Source organism: Paenibacillus polysaccharolyticus, assembly GCF_900102085.1.
Taxonomy (GTDB): Bacteria; Bacillota; Bacilli; order Paenibacillales; family Paenibacillaceae; genus Paenibacillus; species Paenibacillus polysaccharolyticus.
Map to the genome: position 1 here is coordinate 69,735 of NZ_FMVM01000003.1, position 16,290 is coordinate 86,024.

The 16,290-nt window shown below is 44.5% G+C and carries 13 protein-coding genes; 2 read left to right on the forward strand and 11 right to left on the reverse strand.

All coding sequences use genetic code 11. The features are described from left to right. Nucleotides 1–10: 10 nt before the first annotated feature. The 3 genes from BLQ13_RS04975 to BLQ13_RS04985 form a co-directional block, all read right to left on the reverse strand. A complete protein-coding gene (locus BLQ13_RS04975) occupies nucleotides 11–1,282 on the reverse strand; it encodes a hypothetical protein (RefSeq protein WP_090916670.1) in 1,272 nt (423 codons plus the stop codon). Nucleotides 1,283–1,339: 57 nt separating this feature from the next. Beyond that, nucleotides 1,340–2,065, reverse strand: coding sequence for a phosphonate ABC transporter ATP-binding protein (locus BLQ13_RS04980; protein ID WP_090916672.1), 726 nt, complete (start codon nucleotides 2,063–2,065; stop codon nucleotides 1,340–1,342). An 83-nt stretch (nucleotides 2,066–2,148) separates the two neighbouring features. Continuing rightward, a complete protein-coding gene (locus BLQ13_RS04985) occupies nucleotides 2,149–3,330 on the reverse strand; it encodes an MFS transporter (RefSeq protein WP_090917300.1) in 1,182 nt (393 codons plus the stop codon). Between the two features lie 221 nt (nucleotides 3,331–3,551). Between BLQ13_RS04985 and BLQ13_RS04990 the strand changes: the two genes are divergently transcribed. Both BLQ13_RS04990 and BLQ13_RS04995 read left to right on the forward strand, forming a co-directional pair. Further along, complete coding sequence (locus BLQ13_RS04990; RefSeq protein ID WP_090916674.1) at nucleotides 3,552–4,472, forward strand: ArsR/SmtB family transcription factor; 921 nt, start codon at nucleotides 3,552–3,554, stop codon at nucleotides 4,470–4,472. A 67-nt stretch (nucleotides 4,473–4,539) separates the two neighbouring features. Then, nucleotides 4,540–5,304, forward strand: coding sequence for an HAD family hydrolase (locus BLQ13_RS04995; protein WP_090916676.1), 765 nt, complete (start codon nucleotides 4,540–4,542; stop codon nucleotides 5,302–5,304). A 47-nt stretch (nucleotides 5,305–5,351) separates the two neighbouring features. On the opposite strand, the gene BLQ13_RS05000 is transcribed toward BLQ13_RS04995, so the two are convergent. The 8 genes from BLQ13_RS05000 to BLQ13_RS05035 form a co-directional block, all read right to left on the reverse strand. Then, nucleotides 5,352–7,652 (reverse strand): type IA DNA topoisomerase, encoded by a 2,301-nt coding sequence (locus tag BLQ13_RS05000; protein ID WP_090916678.1) that lies wholly within the window; start codon nucleotides 7,650–7,652, stop codon nucleotides 5,352–5,354. A 124-nt stretch (nucleotides 7,653–7,776) separates the two neighbouring features. Next, nucleotides 7,777–8,268 carry a ferric iron uptake transcriptional regulator gene (fur, locus tag BLQ13_RS05005; RefSeq protein ID WP_090916681.1) on the reverse strand — a complete coding sequence of 164 codons (492 nt, stop codon included), beginning with the start codon at nucleotides 8,266–8,268 and terminating at the stop codon, nucleotides 7,777–7,779. A gap of 366 nt (nucleotides 8,269–8,634) precedes the next feature. Continuing rightward, entirely contained in the window at nucleotides 8,635–10,122 is a 1,488-nt protein-coding gene (locus tag BLQ13_RS05010; protein ID WP_090916683.1) for a glutamate synthase subunit beta, read from the reverse strand. A 594-nt stretch (nucleotides 10,123–10,716) separates the two neighbouring features. After that, on the reverse strand, nucleotides 10,717–11,205 hold the full coding sequence (locus BLQ13_RS05015; protein ID WP_090917302.1) for a dihydrofolate reductase: 489 nt from the start codon (nucleotides 11,203–11,205) through the stop codon (nucleotides 10,717–10,719). Between the two features lie 37 nt (nucleotides 11,206–11,242). Further along, the gene (thyA, locus tag BLQ13_RS05020) at nucleotides 11,243–12,037 is read right to left on the reverse strand and encodes a thymidylate synthase (RefSeq protein ID WP_090916685.1); all 795 of its coding nucleotides are present in this window, start codon (nucleotides 12,035–12,037) and stop codon (nucleotides 11,243–11,245) included. A 284-nt stretch (nucleotides 12,038–12,321) separates the two neighbouring features. Beyond that, entirely contained in the window at nucleotides 12,322–13,737 is a 1,416-nt protein-coding gene (gene lpdA / locus BLQ13_RS05025) for a dihydrolipoyl dehydrogenase (RefSeq protein WP_036613658.1), read from the reverse strand. 3 nt (nucleotides 13,738–13,740) lie between these two features. Continuing rightward, nucleotides 13,741–15,066: a dihydrolipoamide acetyltransferase family protein gene (locus tag BLQ13_RS05030; protein WP_090916687.1), complete on the reverse strand. Its 1,326-nt coding sequence runs from the start codon at nucleotides 15,064–15,066 to the stop codon at nucleotides 13,741–13,743. A gap of 176 nt (nucleotides 15,067–15,242) precedes the next feature. Next, the gene (locus tag BLQ13_RS05035) at nucleotides 15,243–16,220 is read right to left on the reverse strand and encodes an alpha-ketoacid dehydrogenase subunit beta (RefSeq protein WP_090916689.1); all 978 of its coding nucleotides are present in this window, start codon (nucleotides 16,218–16,220) and stop codon (nucleotides 15,243–15,245) included. Nucleotides 16,221–16,290 lie beyond the last annotated feature (70 nt).

A 16,290-nucleotide genomic window follows, 5' to 3' on the forward strand; every position in this document is an offset into this window, starting at 1 on the left:
TTCTTCCTTTCTATTCAGCTGAGAAGTTTTTACTTAATGCATCCTTGCCCGCCTCAGATTGTGCAACACGCGATGCAATCACCCGATCTTTTGTTCGAGTAATTTCCTTCCAGCTCTTTCCCTTTTCAAGATCCCACTGAGAAAACGTGAAATATTTGATTTCGGCCACGGTTTCATCCGTTTTGATCATCTTAAACCGAATGTATTTTTCCTTCTCCGATTTGGTGTCAATCGTGATCTTGCCATACCATTCAGGCTTTAAGTTCAAATGGAACAAATCCGCATCATCCCGGAACTGGAACGACACAAACTTTTTCCCCTCTTTGCCATCCCACTGGTAGAATGTATAAAACCACATGCGCGAATCAAATACGTAGTGCTCCCAACCTTTTGGTGTTTCTTTTAATCCAAACTCAATAATACCATCATTATTCACATCACCGCTTAAAATTTTGTCATCTCTGTACGTTTGATCCGGTGATTTAAAAGCACTAACAAGTTTATTGTCTTTCACATACATGATCTGTGTAAACGAACTGCGATCATCCAGATCCGCATCAAGTACAATCCCCATTTTTCCGTCAGCGATCTCACCGCCAAGAGCGTTATACACTTCTTTAACCGTATAGTCAGTAACAACACGATCCATTTCCTTAAAGCTGTCATCCTGATACTGATACAAGGCTATGCTGGCAAAACCACTGGCGTTTAGCGAAACAACAACAAAATCACTCTTGCCATCTCCACTTAAATCCAGCGCGTTACCCTGCATATCATCGATAATGACCTGATTGTAAGGCACGCCGCCCAGCACTTGTTCCAAGACTCCGCCTTTATATGAATATGCAGTTAGGGCTTTCTGATCCTGCAAGCTGACACCTACGATAATGTCCGGGTTCCCATCATTCGTAATATCCATTACTTTGAACGATTCCAACTCATTGCCTGGTACATCAAACGTCAGTTTCTTGACCCAGGTTCCCCCCTGCTCTTCCAAAATCATACCGTGGATACGTACATTCTCATTAGGCGTCTCGTAGAAAACAATGGCCTCGCGAATACCGTCACCGTTCAGATCTTCCACACGAATCATGCTGGTATTGCTCATATCTTTGGGCCGAATCAACTTACTTTCAGGCGGTGTTTCCTTCTGCACAATATTATACAGTTTCTCTTTGTCCGTCGACATCATCGGCGGCTTCATTAGAAGCTTGGGGTCACTGATCACTGTACAGCCACTTAGCACGGTTCCGAGCAAAACAGCCATTGTACCTGCTGCCATGCAGCGTCCCCATCGCGAATTAAGCAATTTCATCACTCTTTTCATTAAGCACTCATTTTAAATCTGATTTTTCTCCTGCTGTGTTAATCTCCGTCCTCGTATATCAAAAGCGATCCGGCCTTCTGCGATTCCCCAGATTCGCGAAGCATGTTTCTCTGCTAGTTCAATCGGTAACACGGCAATGACCGTAGCTCGTTCCTCTTCACACAATTTGCGTAACGTTTCCAGCACGGCATCAGCCGTATGAGGATCAAGTCCAATGACAGGTTCATCCGCCAACACAACCTTGGCACCATGAGCAAGCGCCCTTGCAATAGCAACACGCTGCTTCTCGCCGCCGCTCATTTTTTCAGCAAGCTGATGCGCTTTATCCAGTAAGCCTAAACCTTCGAGGTGGTCCATCGCTCCCATGTAGTCATCCGAACGCACCATGCCCGTTGCCATCCTCCATAATGGAGTTTGACCAAAACGCCCGATAAGTACATTCTTCAGCGCCGTTTTTCTGGGATATAACTGTGGGTTCTGTTCCAAGTATGCCCATTCCCGCCGAATTCTCTGTTTACCGCTCCAGCCTTCTTTCAAAATATCCATGCCGTCAACAGTAAAACGCCCTGAATCCCACGTCTCCTTCATCGCCAAACATTTCAGCAACATGCTTTTGCCGCTCCCGCTGGAGCCGACTACCGCAATCATTTCCCCTTGTTGCATATCAAAACGAATATCACGTAGAATCGGAATACGATCCGCTCCAACGGATTTACTCAAGTTCTCCACTCTGATCATCGCGATGTCTCCTCTTGTCCATGTTTTTCCTTACTACTAGTGTACTCGGAAATGGACATCAATTTCCATGCGAACACCAGCTTCTATTTTAACACAAATTCCGCTTCGCGTTTACGCCGAAATAATAGTCCTGTAACACCAAAAATGAAATACAAGCAACCAAGCATCGTAAACATACTGCCAGGTGAAACCCAGTTGATCAACTGACCTCCCAGATTCGGTGCCACGATACTTCCGATCGTAAAGTGAAAGGACGCTACCACATTGGCTGCAGGTAACAAAACTTTAGGTAAAATATCTGCGGCATAAGCGAGTCCCAGCGAGAAAAATGAACCTACGAGTCCTCCGGCGATAAGCAACAGTACAAGTGTCAGCCAGAAATTCGTACCCGCCAAAGGAACTAGCATAAATGCTAAACCGCCACCCATTCCGGCTATCATAAGAATTACTTTTCGACCATATCGGTCACTTAATATGCCGAGCGGAAGCTGCAGGAACAGTCCACCAATCCCTATAAAAGGAAGCAAAGAGGCTATCTGATCCGTATCATATCCCACACGAAGTCCGTAAACGGGAAAGTTGCTGTTCATGCCTGCTTCCATATAACCGTATAAAAGAGCTGGCAACAGCGCATACCATGCCCAAGCGAAACTGCGGCGAAAGCGTCTTTCAGGAAAATGAGCATGTTCTGCTTTTTCCGGCTTGGTATCCGGTAGCTTCATCAGCACCAGAATGAGTACAGCGGCCATGCCAACAAACAGCACCAAAAATGGCACAGCATCACCATACCCGAGCAACTTGATTCCAAATGGCCCGATACTGAAACCCAGTCCGTAAGACATACCGTAAAGGGATATATAACGTCCTCGCTTCTCTGGCGCAGTGACTAACAGCACCCATAGCTGGGCTGCATAATGTAAAGCACTGTCTCCGATGCCGACAATCAGGCGTAGCACAAACCAAATTTTAATATCAGGAAAATACGGGAATAGGATCAAGGGAAGCATAACCAGAATCAAGCCGCCAACAATCAGTTTTTTGAATCCCAGTACCCCCAGTAAACGTTCGGCTGCCAGTGTCATTGCGAATGAGCCAATGTAGAGCGCAGCGGCATTTAACCCGTTTAACCCGGGAGAAACCCCTTGCTGTTCCAGAAAAATGGATAAGACAGGTAGCAACAATCCCTGACTGATCCCTGCTGCAACGATCACGGTAATTAAAATCAAATAATTAAAAGTTGAGGGTGATATTTTAGATTTGAACATCAATGCCACGACATTTCATTCCTCCTGCAAGCGCAAACAAAGAAAAATCGCCATTGCTGACGATCTCTAGGCTGTTATTTATATGGGTATATACTTTCTTTATAAATCGGGTCTAAGCTCCGAACTTGAACATTATAGTGGACAACGCCCGGTAAAACAAGCCATAATAGTACATAAGTCGCTGTGAATACCTAGATGTGACGGGAGGATTCTGCATCATTATGGCTTATCACGTTAAAATTGATGTTTCACCGATATATGAGATGCTCAACAGCTTTTTAGTTTATGTCACGAAAAAGTGGATTCAGCATCTGGACATTGGTCCTGAATGGATTCTGGACGTTGAGCGCAAGCTAAGTTCCAACGTACGTGCTGCGCTTGCACCCGCTGCTACGTGGCCTTTTGACGATTTTGATGTCCTGTTCGCCTGGGCAGCATATAAGAATACCACTTTAGAAAATCAAGACTTTCTGGACATGCTCACAGAGCTTTCGGCTGACGAATTATTTGCGCGCGTGTCTTCATTAATGCCTTCGCTTACGATAGAAGAATCGACGCGTATTCGAAACAGCTACGTCCCATTACTGCGACTATGGGATCAGCACTATTGCCGGAACATTAGCGAAGATCATCGTGTATGGCTTGAAGAGGATGCTGAAGAAAAACGCATTTTGCTCGAAAAAATGGGCCCTGAACTGTTAATAGAATATGCTACCGCAGGTGTTATTGTGGAACCCATCGCTGGATTAAACGAAGTGATTCTGTTCCCAACGGTGCATAACCGTCCTATTAACATGTACTGCTTCTATGAAGGCATGATGATTATTCAGTATCCCGTAGATATACCTGAAGAGAGTGAAGATGAGCCGCCAACGTGTTTGCTCAGGTTCACACATGCATTGGCAGACCCGGAAAGACTTCGCCTGTTAAGATATGTTTCGGACGAACCGAAGTCACTCTCGGAGATGTGTGAGGAGCTTGGCAAAGAACAAGATCCTGTCAAAGATCAGGTTACAGCTCTTCGCATTGCAGGTCTACTGCGTACTCATTTACTAGGAAGCAATCGTAAAGAAAAATATAGCATCAGACCTGACGGAGTATCTGAATTGAATATGTTTTTAGAATCCTACATTCGCATCTAACTCGTTATTTTATTTTATAGGATAGTGAATGATCCGCAGGCAAGCGCAGGCAAGGAGTGAACTAGCATTGACCTTATTAAAACAACATATCTTGTTTGACCTTGATGATACACTCGTATATTGCAACAAATATTTCAATCTTGTTCTGGGAGAATTCTTTGAGAACATGCAACAATGGTTCGACGGACATGCCCTGACCACACAGCAGATTCGGGAGAAGCAACTCGAAATAGACGTGACGGGAGTGAACAAAGTCGGGTTTGCAAGTCACCATTTTCCACAGTCTTTGATTGATACGTATCGATATTTTTCCAAAAAATATGCACGTGTAACATCTACTAAAGAAGAAACGTATTTGAGCAAACTGGGCATGAGTGTCTACACCCAGGAAGTTGAGCCTTATCCGCATATGGTAGAAACGTTGGAAGAACTGAAGTCTGCAGGGCACTCTCTTTATTTGTACACAGGCGGTGAGACCGTCATTCAACAAAGAAAGATTGACCAGATGAAACTCTCCATCTATTTCGATGATCGAATCTATATTCGTCAGCACAAAAATATTGAAGCATTGGAAGGCATCCTGTCCAAAGGCCCTTTTGACCGGCGAGCAACATGGATGATTGGCAATTCACTTCGCACAGATATTATGCCTGCCGTAAATGCCGGAATTCATAGCATCTATATCAAACAGCCAAATGAATGGCAATATAACATTGTTGAACTGCAACCGAATCCGGAAACTTCCATGTATACCATTACAGCACTGGAAGAGGTCCCGAAAGTCATTCATGAAGATATAGAGCAGAAACAACAAAAAAGAACCCTTGGCTAAAGGGTTCTTTTTTTACTTTCAACTATAAAATCTACAGCGGCCTATGATCATGCTTCCTGTTTTTCACCGGATAATTGACCGGTAACTACATCTTTTAAAATAATTCGAGCTTTCACCGTACTTCCATCCTTGCGCTTGAACGAGAGAACTTGCGTACTGCCCTTCTCTACCAATGACTTCAGCATTGTACTTGTTATTTTCTTGCCAGCGTATTCTTTCCAGACGACAAATGTACATCCTTCTTTGAAACGGGAACAGCCATACCCCTTCTTGCCCTCAATAATATGCCCGGAACAACCAGGTGAAGGACATGAAGCAAGCACTTCACGTACACCAGAACTTGCGGTACCCGATTTCACAGTTGTGCCTGTACTTGAAGCTGCGTCTGCCGTTGAAGTCCTGGTCGCTTTGCTACTACTCGTTACCTTGTTACCTGCTTTGTTGCCAGATCCTCTCGCTTTCCCCTTACCTTTGCCTCTCGCATCTTCACCAAAGGCATCAGCAGCAGCGGGAGCCTGTACACGCACTTTTTCAATGATTGATAATGTGAATTTCTTGACATTTTCCATGAACTTGTCCTGTCCAGCTTCACCTTTAGAGATCTGATGTAACCGGCGCTCCCATTGCCCCGTCATCTCAGGCGAAGTCAGCAAATCTACACCGGCACGACGAATTAACTCAATCGCTGTTCGTCCCTTCAGCGTCAGTTCCATCTTTTTCCCTTGCATCGTAATGTAACCTACGTTTTTGAGACGTTCGATCGTAGCCGCCCGTGTAGCCGGGGTTCCCAGACCGCTATCCTTCATCGCATCACGAAGTTCTTCGTTCTCGATCTGTTTACCTGCACTCTCCATTGCTTTGAGCAGTGTGCCCTCAGTATAACTTTTGGGCGGTTGAGTAGCTTTCTCCTTGAACTCACTCTTCGTACATTGAACAGGCAAGTCAGGCTGTACAGCGAAAGCTTTGTCCGTCCATTCCTCTGCTTCCTCTTCTTCATTGCTATTTTTCTTCGCTTTTTTCTTACCAGAAGCACCTTGTTCCTGATCGCCAGAACCAAGCACTACTTTCCAACCGATGAATAATAGTTCTTTCACAGACGTTCTGAACTGATGTTTCTCAACCTCCGTAAGTACCGTATGCTGTTTATACTCGGCGGGGGGATAGAAATGAGACAGGAAACGTCTCACAATTAAGTCATATATATTTTGCTCTTCCTTGGATAGTGTCCCTGGTCGTTTCAGTGTTGGCAAAATCGCATGGTGGTCTTCCACCCGGCTCGGATTGCAGACCCCTTTATTATTTTTATGCACCAATTCCGGCTTTGCGCCCAAAGCCAGCTCACTGTAAGTTCCGTTTTTGAGCAAATTCAATGTTTTGTGCATGCCTTCAATGTTCTGCTCCGTAACATAGTTGGAATTGGTACGCGGGTACGAGATCACTTTATGTTTTTCGTACAGGGCCTGTGCAATATCCAGTGTTTTTTTCGCGCCGTAGCCAAATTTCGCATTCGCTTCACGCTGTAAAAGAGTCAAGTCATACAACCGGTATGGATACTCCTTGGTTTGTTTGGCTTCATATTTAATAATCTGACCTGTCTTGCCCTTTACACTGTTTGCAATAGCCTCTGCTGTTGCTGCATCCGTAAGTTTATCTCCTTGACGTACACCCCGGTATTCAACACCTTCCTGCCGAAACCAGGCCGCCACTTCATAGAACGTCTGTGACTGAAACGCTTCAATCTCCATCTCACGATCATAGATGAGAGCCAACACAGGTGTCTGCACTCGTCCAACAGACAATAGTGCATTATGCCTTGTTGTAAACGCCCGTGAAGCATTCATGCCAATCAGCCAGTCCGCTTCACTGCGTGCCCGGGCAGCAAAAGTCAGATTTTCGAATTCTGCGGCATCTTTCAATCCATCAAATCCACGCCGAATACTTTCAGCTGTCAAATCCGATATCCACAGACGTTTTACAGGCTGACGCAACTTTAATTGCTGCTGAATCAGCGCAAAAATATATTGTCCTTCCCGCCCTGCATCACAAGCGTTAACAATCGCTGAAGCACGCTTTGCGAGTTCTCCGATGATTTTGAGCTGATCCTTTGTCCGTGGATTCGGTACAATTTTGAATTGATCCGGAATGATCGGCAAGTCCGCAATATTCCAGCGTTTGTATTTCGAATCATAGGCATCCGGTTCAGCCAGTCCAAGCAAATGCCCAATCGCCCAGGTGATAATGTACTGTTCCCCTTCCAGATACGTGCGATTATTTTTGGCTTTTGGTTCTATGACGGCGGCAATGGTTCTCCCCATATCGGGTTTCTCCGCAATAACCAGTGTCTTCATCCGTCCATCTCTCCTCCTAAACCGTCACTATGACGGCAAAAAGGGGCCTTCCGCCGACGGAAGCCCCTGCTTCTGAAACTTATTATATCAGATTTTGGATTCAAGAGCACCTATTCGGGATGAATTAACCAGCCGCTGGCTCATCAAGCTCATGTTTTTGTCTGCATTCTTTACACACACCTTGAAAATCAAGTCGATGATCGGTCACAGCAAAACCATACTGACGCAATACCTGTTGCTCCAATCGAAGCAATCCATCTTCCATAATTTCTTCCACACTGCCACATTCCGTACAAATCAAGTGATGATGATGGTGAGAGCCGTCTGTGCTACGCAAATCAAAACGTGCAGCTCCATCGCCGAAGTTAATTTTCTCTACAACCTGCAAGTCACTGAGTAGCTCTAGCGTACGATAAACGGTTGCGAGTCCAATCTCCGGAAACTTTTCTTTTACCAGGAGAAATACTTCTTCTGCGCTAAAATGATCTTTCTCATGTTCCAACAACACACGTACCGTCACTTCACGTTGCTGAGTTAACTTATATCCTTTATCAACCAATTGGCTTTTGATTTGATCAATTTGCTCTGAAATGGACTTGTCCCGATTACTTGCCATACGGGTGCACCTCCGTTATATGTTATGTTACCTATCTTTACTTAAACGTATCTACAGTCATGTACTCAATTCAATGTCATGTTTAGACAGCATCGTCAAAGTTAAAATTCTATTTCCCATTATGAATCAATCCGACTTCAATCTTATTTATAATAATTATAATCTAATAATAAGTCTTTATCTTAGAAAATGCAATGCTCTTATTCACATTGTCATCAGAAATGGAACAATTCAAAGAAAGTTTATTGATCAAAATATATAGCAAATACCCCTCGCATATACGAGGGGTATTCATCGCTTTGTTCATAATGTAAATACTTTATGATGTAAATTAAGAAGACAGAAAGATCGAACAATGGTACTGGTTTATGCCAGTACTGTTGCGCCCATCAAATATTTATCCACTTCACGAGCGGCTTCACGGCCTTCATTGATAGCCCATACTACTAGACTTTGACCACGGCGCATGTCACCTGCTGCAAATACTTTATCTACGTTCGTGTTGTACTTGCCATAACGCGCCTTCACGTTCGTGCGGCGATCCGTTTCAAGTCCCAACTGTTCAACAAGCGTTTGCTCCGGTCCGTCAAAACCGATCGCAATCATCGCCATCTGCGCAGGGAATACACGCTCTGTACCTGGAACTGGCTGATAAATCTTGCGGCCTGTCTCATCGACAATACGTTCGATTTGAATCGTGTGCAGTTCTTTGAGATTGCCCTCTTCATCACCCACAAATTTGGTAGTCATGATGGAGAATTCACGTGGATCTTGACCAAATAACGCTTTGGCTTCTTCTTGTGCATAATCCAGTGTGTATACGTTCGGGAATTGTGGCCAAGGATTGTTAATTGGATCACGCTCCATCGGCGCCTGAGTATGCGTACCGAATTGTGTGATCGTGCGACATCCGTGACGCAGCGATGTAGCCACACAGTCAGAACCTGTGTCCCCGCCACCAATTACAATAACATCTTTATCCTTTGCAGAGATGTAGTTGCCATCCTCCAAGTTAGAGTCCAAGAAGCTTTTTATGCTACCATTCAGGAAATCCATTGCATAATGAACTCCTTTAAGATCAGCACCTTCAATGTTGAACTCACGAGGTTTGGTTGCACCGCCGCACAGAACAACAGCATCATAATCATTAACAAGTTGCTCAGCCGGAATATCTTTTCCGATCTCTGTATTCGTAATAAACTCAATTCCTTCAGCTGCCAGCAAATCTACACGACGTTGTACCACTTTTTTATCCAGCTTCATCGTAGGGATTCCGTACATCAACAATCCGCCGACACGGTCTGAACGTTCATATACGGTTACCGTATGTCCAGCCTTGTTTAATTGAGCCGCTGTTGCAAGTCCCGCTGGACCTGAACCAACTACAGCTACACGCTTACCTGTGCGTTTCTCCGGTGGCTGTGGTACAACCCAACCTTCTTCGAAGCCTTTTTCAATAATGGCTTCTTCAATCGTTTTGATCGTTACAGGCTGACCAATCAGGCCCACTGTACATGATCCTTCACAAGGAGCTGGGCAGATACGGCCTGTAAACTCCGGAAAATTGTTCGTTTTGTGAAGACGCTCCAGCGCTTCCTTCCACAAACCGCGATAAACGAGATTATTCCATTCTGGAATCAGGTTATGAACCGGGCAGCCTGACGTACCGCCAGTCATATCTATACCTGTATGACAATAAGGGGTACCACAATCCATGCACCTTGCACCTTGTGTTCTGAGCTCTTCTTCAGCCATATGTTTATGAAACTCTTCCCAATCCTTGATGCGCTCCGCTGGCTCTCGATCGGCAGGGAGCTGCCGTTTGTATTCCATAAATCCAGTAGGTGTAGACATCTTACGTTTCCCCCATCCGTTCTTGTCTTAATCCCTTCATGCGTATGGCTCTATATGAAATGGATTACTCTTTTACTTGAGTTTTTGTCTATTGTATCACAAAATCTACTCAAAGATATTTCAATTATAGTAGCACTTACGACATTGAATATTAAATGGATTATCCGCATAATTATTTGTATTTTATACATCATAGCTTTCAACTGAACGTATGGTCAATAGCTTAAATTTGGTCTTAAACCAGAGTATAATGTTTTTTTACAAGCGAAAGTTGAGAATAAAAAAAGCGATAACGTCATATAAATGTAAGATAAATTGTCATTAAAATCAAGCTTTTTAGTGAAGTTTATGCTCATTTACGAAAATAAAGCTCAATTTAAAGCTTTACAACGTTGAATTCCTACAGTTTTTAGACTATTCGACCATAAACGAATGTTGATCCAATGTATATTATGCAAAATTCACCAGTCAATGTGTCATATTGATGTAATGGAATACGATTTGAAATGATTGTTCACAATCAATACAAAACATTATATTAAAAAAGACACTGTTCACGGAAAATTCCTGTGTTCAGTGTCTTTACATGTTTTTCTAACGTTTACGCTCGTAAAACTCGAATGTAAAAGGATATACATTTTTCTCATCCTGCTCGCCTTCGATCTGCTTCTTTAACTCCCACTCGCTCCAGTCCACTTCCGGGAAAAACGTATCTCCCTCAAATTGCTCATGAATCTTGGTGACGACAAGCCGATCCGCAAACGGTAGAAACTCCCGATATACCTGAGAACCTCCAATTACGCAAAGTTCTTCACCTTGAGCAGCCTTCAGACCTTCTTCAATCGTATGTACGATCTCTGCTTGATCCGCTCTATAATTCAAGTCTCGAGTCACAACAATATTACGACGGTGAGGGAGTGGCTTGCCGCCGAATGATTCCCACGTATTACGTCCCATAATTATCGTTTTGTTTATCGTTTGTTGCTTGAAAAAAGCCATATCTTTTGGCAATCGCCAAGGAAGAGAATTATGATGTCCAATCACACCATTCTCTCCCATTGCCCATACCAATTCAATACTCAAAGGCTGCACATCCCTTTCATCGAATACGTTATTGTGTTTATACTGCAATCGGTGCTTTGATACCTGGATGATGTTCATAATTTTCAAATTCAAAATCTTCAAATTTGTAATCAAAAATCGAATCAGGCTTACGTTTGATCACCAGCTTAGGCAAAGCAAAAGGTTCGCGCTCTAGTTGCGTTTTCACCTGCTCCACATGATTGGAATAGATGTGCACATCACCACCAGACCAGATGAAGTCGCCCACTTCCAGATCACATTGCTGTGCAATCATATGTGTCAGAAGTGCATAACTGGCTATATTAAACGGTAAACCAAGGAAGGTATCCACGGAGCGCATCGTCAGCATACAAGATAGTTTACCCTCCGCCACATAAAACTGAAACGCAAAATGACAAGGCGGTAATTTCATGTTGTTAATTTCGGCTACATTCCACGCACTCACCAGATGACGGCGGGAATCGGGATTATTTTTGATTGAATCCACTACAGCAGCGATCTGATCTATTTTCTCCCCGTTCGGCGCTTCCCATGTCCGCCATTGTGAGCCGTAAACCGGTCCAAGATCGCCATTTTCGTCTGCCCAGTCATCCCAGATCTTCACACCATTTTCTTTCAGATAAGAAATATTCGTATCCCCGCTCAAAAACCATAACAACTCATGAATAACGGATTTGAGGTGAATTCGTTTGGTTGTTACAAGCGGAAAACCTTTCGATAAATCATAACGAAGCTGTCGGCCAAACACGGATTGTGTGCCCGTTCCGGTACGATCTCCTTTGTGAACCCCGTTATCCAATATATCTTGTAATAAATCGAGATAGTTTTTCATGTTGGTATCTCCTCGCATCTCTATATATGTTTCGCACTCATACCCATCTGGGCCACAGACTTCGAGAGGTCTGTTCATTACTAAAGTGTACCACAATTGAGTACTAGGAAGAAATGAATTCGCTAAACAAGTTGAGGCGTGTATGCTTCTATCATTCTATGGACACCGATATCTTGATCTTCTCAATTACAACTCAAAAAAAAAGAGACAAGCAACGCAATTAGCGCCACTCGTCTCTTTCGAATCTACATATAATGCCGGACGAATCCGATACTTCGATGATCTTAACGGGAGATGATGTGGATCGGGTGACCCATTACCAATTCCGCTGCTTCCATCACGATTTCGCCCAAAGTTGGGTGAGCGTGAATAGTAAGCGCCAGATCTTCCAACGTTGCGCCCATCTCGATTGCAAGACCAAGCTCAGCAATCAAGTTGGAAGCTTCCAGACCAACGATTTGGCAACCCAATACAAGGCCACTTTCTTCGTCAGCAACGATTTTCACGAAGCCTTCTGCATGGTTCAAAGATACTGCACGGCCATTACCCGCGTAAGGGAATTTACCTGCTTTTACTTTGTAACCTTTTTCTTTTGCTTCTTTCTCCGTGTAACCTACGCTGGAGCACTCAGGATCTGTGAATACAACAGCTGGCATACATTTGTAGTCTACTACAGATGGTTGTCCAGCGATTGCTTCGGCAGCCACTTTACCTTCATAAGAAGCTTTGTGTGCCAGAGCAAGACCAGATACGATATCACCAATTGCGAAGATGTGCGGGATGCTAGTGCGACCTTGGTGGTCAACTTTAACGAATCCGCGCTCGTCAACGTCAACACCGATCATGTCCAGACCAAGTTCTCCGTCTGTATTAGGACGACGTCCTACAGTAACGAGCAGGTAATCTGCAGTTACTTCTTTGGATTCACCATTTACAGAATATTTAACAGTTACATCTTTATCCGTTTGCTCAGCGCTTTCCGCTTTTGCACCCGTTACGATTTCGATACCTGTTTTCTTCATGTTTTTAGCTACAAGGCTAGTCATGTCTTTATCGAAACCTGGCAGTACCGTATCCAAACCTTCGATGATTGTTACTTTAGCACCGAATTTGGAGTACATTTGACCAAGCTCAGCGCCGATATAACCGCCACCGATTACGATCATGCTTTTTGGTACTTCAGGCAAGTTCAATGCTTCTGTCGAAGACAAGATGCGTCCGCCAAACGGGAAAGGTTTCAATTCAATTGGACGGGAACCTGTTGCAATGATTGCATTTTTGAACTTGTAACGTGGTGACTCGTGATCGTTGAATACACGAGCTTCGTTTTCGTTGATGAACATGCACTCACCGTTGAAAACTTCAACTTTGTTGCCTTTGAGCAAACCAGCTACGCCGCCAGTCATTTTCTTAACAACGCCGTTTTTGAATTCTTGAGTTTTGCTGAAGTCTACTTTAACGTTCTCAGCGGAGATACCAAAAGCTTCGCCGTGAAGAGCAGACTCATATTGATGTGCAGCAGAGATCAGAGCTTTGGATGGGATACATCCACGGTTCAAACATACGCCGCCCAGCTCGGATTTGTCTACGATCAATACGCTTTGGCCCAGTTGTGCAGCACGGATGGCAGCTACATAGCCGCCAGGTCCTGCACCAATTACTAATGTGTCGATATTGAGAGAAGCGTCGCCTACTACCATATCTTACACCTCCATAACAAGCAACTCAGGGTTAGCGAGCAGCTGTTTAATGTAATTCATAAAGTTTTGTGCTGTTGCGCCATCGATGATACGGTGGTCGAAGCTCAAGGACAGTGCCATTACAGGTGCTGCAACAACTTCGCCATTTTTGATAACCGCTTTTTCGCTGATGCGTCCTGTACCCAAGATAGCAACTTCTGGGAAGTTGATGATTGGAGTGAAGAACATACCGCCAGCAGAACCGATGTTACTGATGGAGATTGTGCTTCCTCTCATTTCATTCGCGCTCAGTTTGCCATCGCGTCCACGAGCTGCCAGATCACGAATGGAATCAGCGATCATCCAGATGGATTTACGATCAGCATCTTTGATTACAGGAACGATCAGGCCGTTGTCTGTATCTGTAGCGATACCGATGTTGTAGTATTTTTTGTACACAATTTCATTTGCTTCTTCATCAATCATTGCGTTCAACGCTGGGAATTGACGGGAAGCTGCAACCAATGCTTTAACGATGAATGGCAAGTAAGTCACTTTTGTGCCTTTTTTCTCTGCGATTGGTTTCATGCGAGTACGGAATGCAACCAGTTCAGTTACGTCCACTTCGTCCATGATTGTAACGTGAGGTGCAGTGTAAGCCGATTTAACCATTGCATTGGAGATCGCTTTACGGATACCTTTGAAAGGTACGCGCTCTTCTTCAAGGCGTTGATCAGCTGCTGCAGCTGCAGGTGCTGCGGATTTTTTCTCTTCTTGAGCCGGAGCGTCAGAAGAAGTTGCCGCTGCGGAAGATCCGCCACCGTTTTTGAAGGATTCTACATCTTCTTTGGTTACTTTACCGTTGTTGCCAGTGCCGTTAACCTGAGCGATGTCTACACCTTGCTCACGAGCAAATTTGCGAACGCTTGGCGTAGCCAAAACGTCTTTTGCAGGAACTGCAGGAACGCTGTTGTTGCCGCCTTCTTGAGCTGCATTGGAGCTTGAAGCTGCCGCAGAAGAACCGCTAGTATCAGCTCCACCTTGTGCTGCGTCTTTCTCTTGTGCACCTTGGTCCTCAGCGGGAGCGTCGTCTTGCTCAGGCAGTTCGCCTTCTGCATCGATAACCGCTACAACTTCACCAACGTGGCAGACTTGACCGTCTTTAGCGAAAACTTCAGTTACTGTTCCGTTTACCGGACAAGGAACTTCAACAACCGCCTTGTCGTTCTGTACTTCCATGATGATATCGTCGTCAGTTACTTTGTCCCCAACTTTGATGTGCATCTTGATGATTTCGCCTTCGTGAAGGCCTTCGCCCAGTTCAGGGAATTTATATTCAAATTTAGCCAACTGAAAAACCTCCTTGATTATTTGCTCCATCCTGAAAACAACCCTTAGCTCCACAAACTAACTGTTACTGCGAGTGCAAATAACTGTCAATCAAGGGGCTAATGGCTGTTTACAGTGCAGCTGCGCTGCGATGTGAATCACCATACTGCGCCTTGCGGCATGTCAGATGATTGATATTAGAAGTTCATGACTTTGTTAACCGCAGCAACGATACGCGCCGGGTTAGGCAACCATGTATCTTCGATTTGTGCAAAAGGATATACCGTATCCGGGCCAGCTACACGCAGAACCGGTGCTTCCAAGTGCAGGATTGCTTTTTCATTGATTTGCGCAATGACTTCAGCTGCAACACCTGCGCTCTTTTGAGCTTCTTGTACAACGATTGCACGGTTTGTTTTCTTAACGGAAGCAACAACTGTATCGATATCGATCGGGCTGATCGTACGAAGGTCGATCACTTCAACTTTGATCCCTTGTTTTTCAAGCTCTTCTGCAGCTTTTACAGAAGTATGAACCATCATACCGTAAGTAACGATGGTAACATCGGAACCTTCACGAACAACGTTCGCTTTACCCAGTTCAACAACATAGTCTTCTTCAGGAACTTCTGCACGGAAAGCATGGTACAGGTTCAAGTGCTCCATGAAGAATACTGGATCGTTGTCACGGATGGAAGCGATCATCAGACCTTTTGCATCGTAAGGGTTAGAAGGAACTACCACTTTAATACCCGGAGTTTGCGTGAGCAAACCTTCCAGAGAGTCTGTGTGCAATTCTGCCGCTTTTACGCCGCCACCGAATGGTGTACGGAATACGATCGGAGAATTGTATTTGCCGCCAGAGCGGAAACGCATACGAGCAGCTTGAACTACCATTTGGTCAAGGGCTTCAAAGATAAAACCTACGAATTGAATCTCAGCTACCGGACGGAAGCCTTGAATACCCAAACCTACAGCCAGACCGCCGATTGCGGATTCAGCCAGTGGTGTATCAAATACACGCTCTTCGCCAAACTCTTTTTGCAAGCCTTCCGTTACACGGAAAACGCCGCCTACATTACCTACGTCTTCACCGAAAAGCAGAACGTTAGGATCACGTTTCAACTCTACGCGAAGCGCATCACGAATTGCTTCTTTCATGTTCAATTGTGCCATTTGCTTCATTTCCTCCTTAAACATTGACAGTTCACATTTGAATTCATACATGTATACCGAGACACCATTA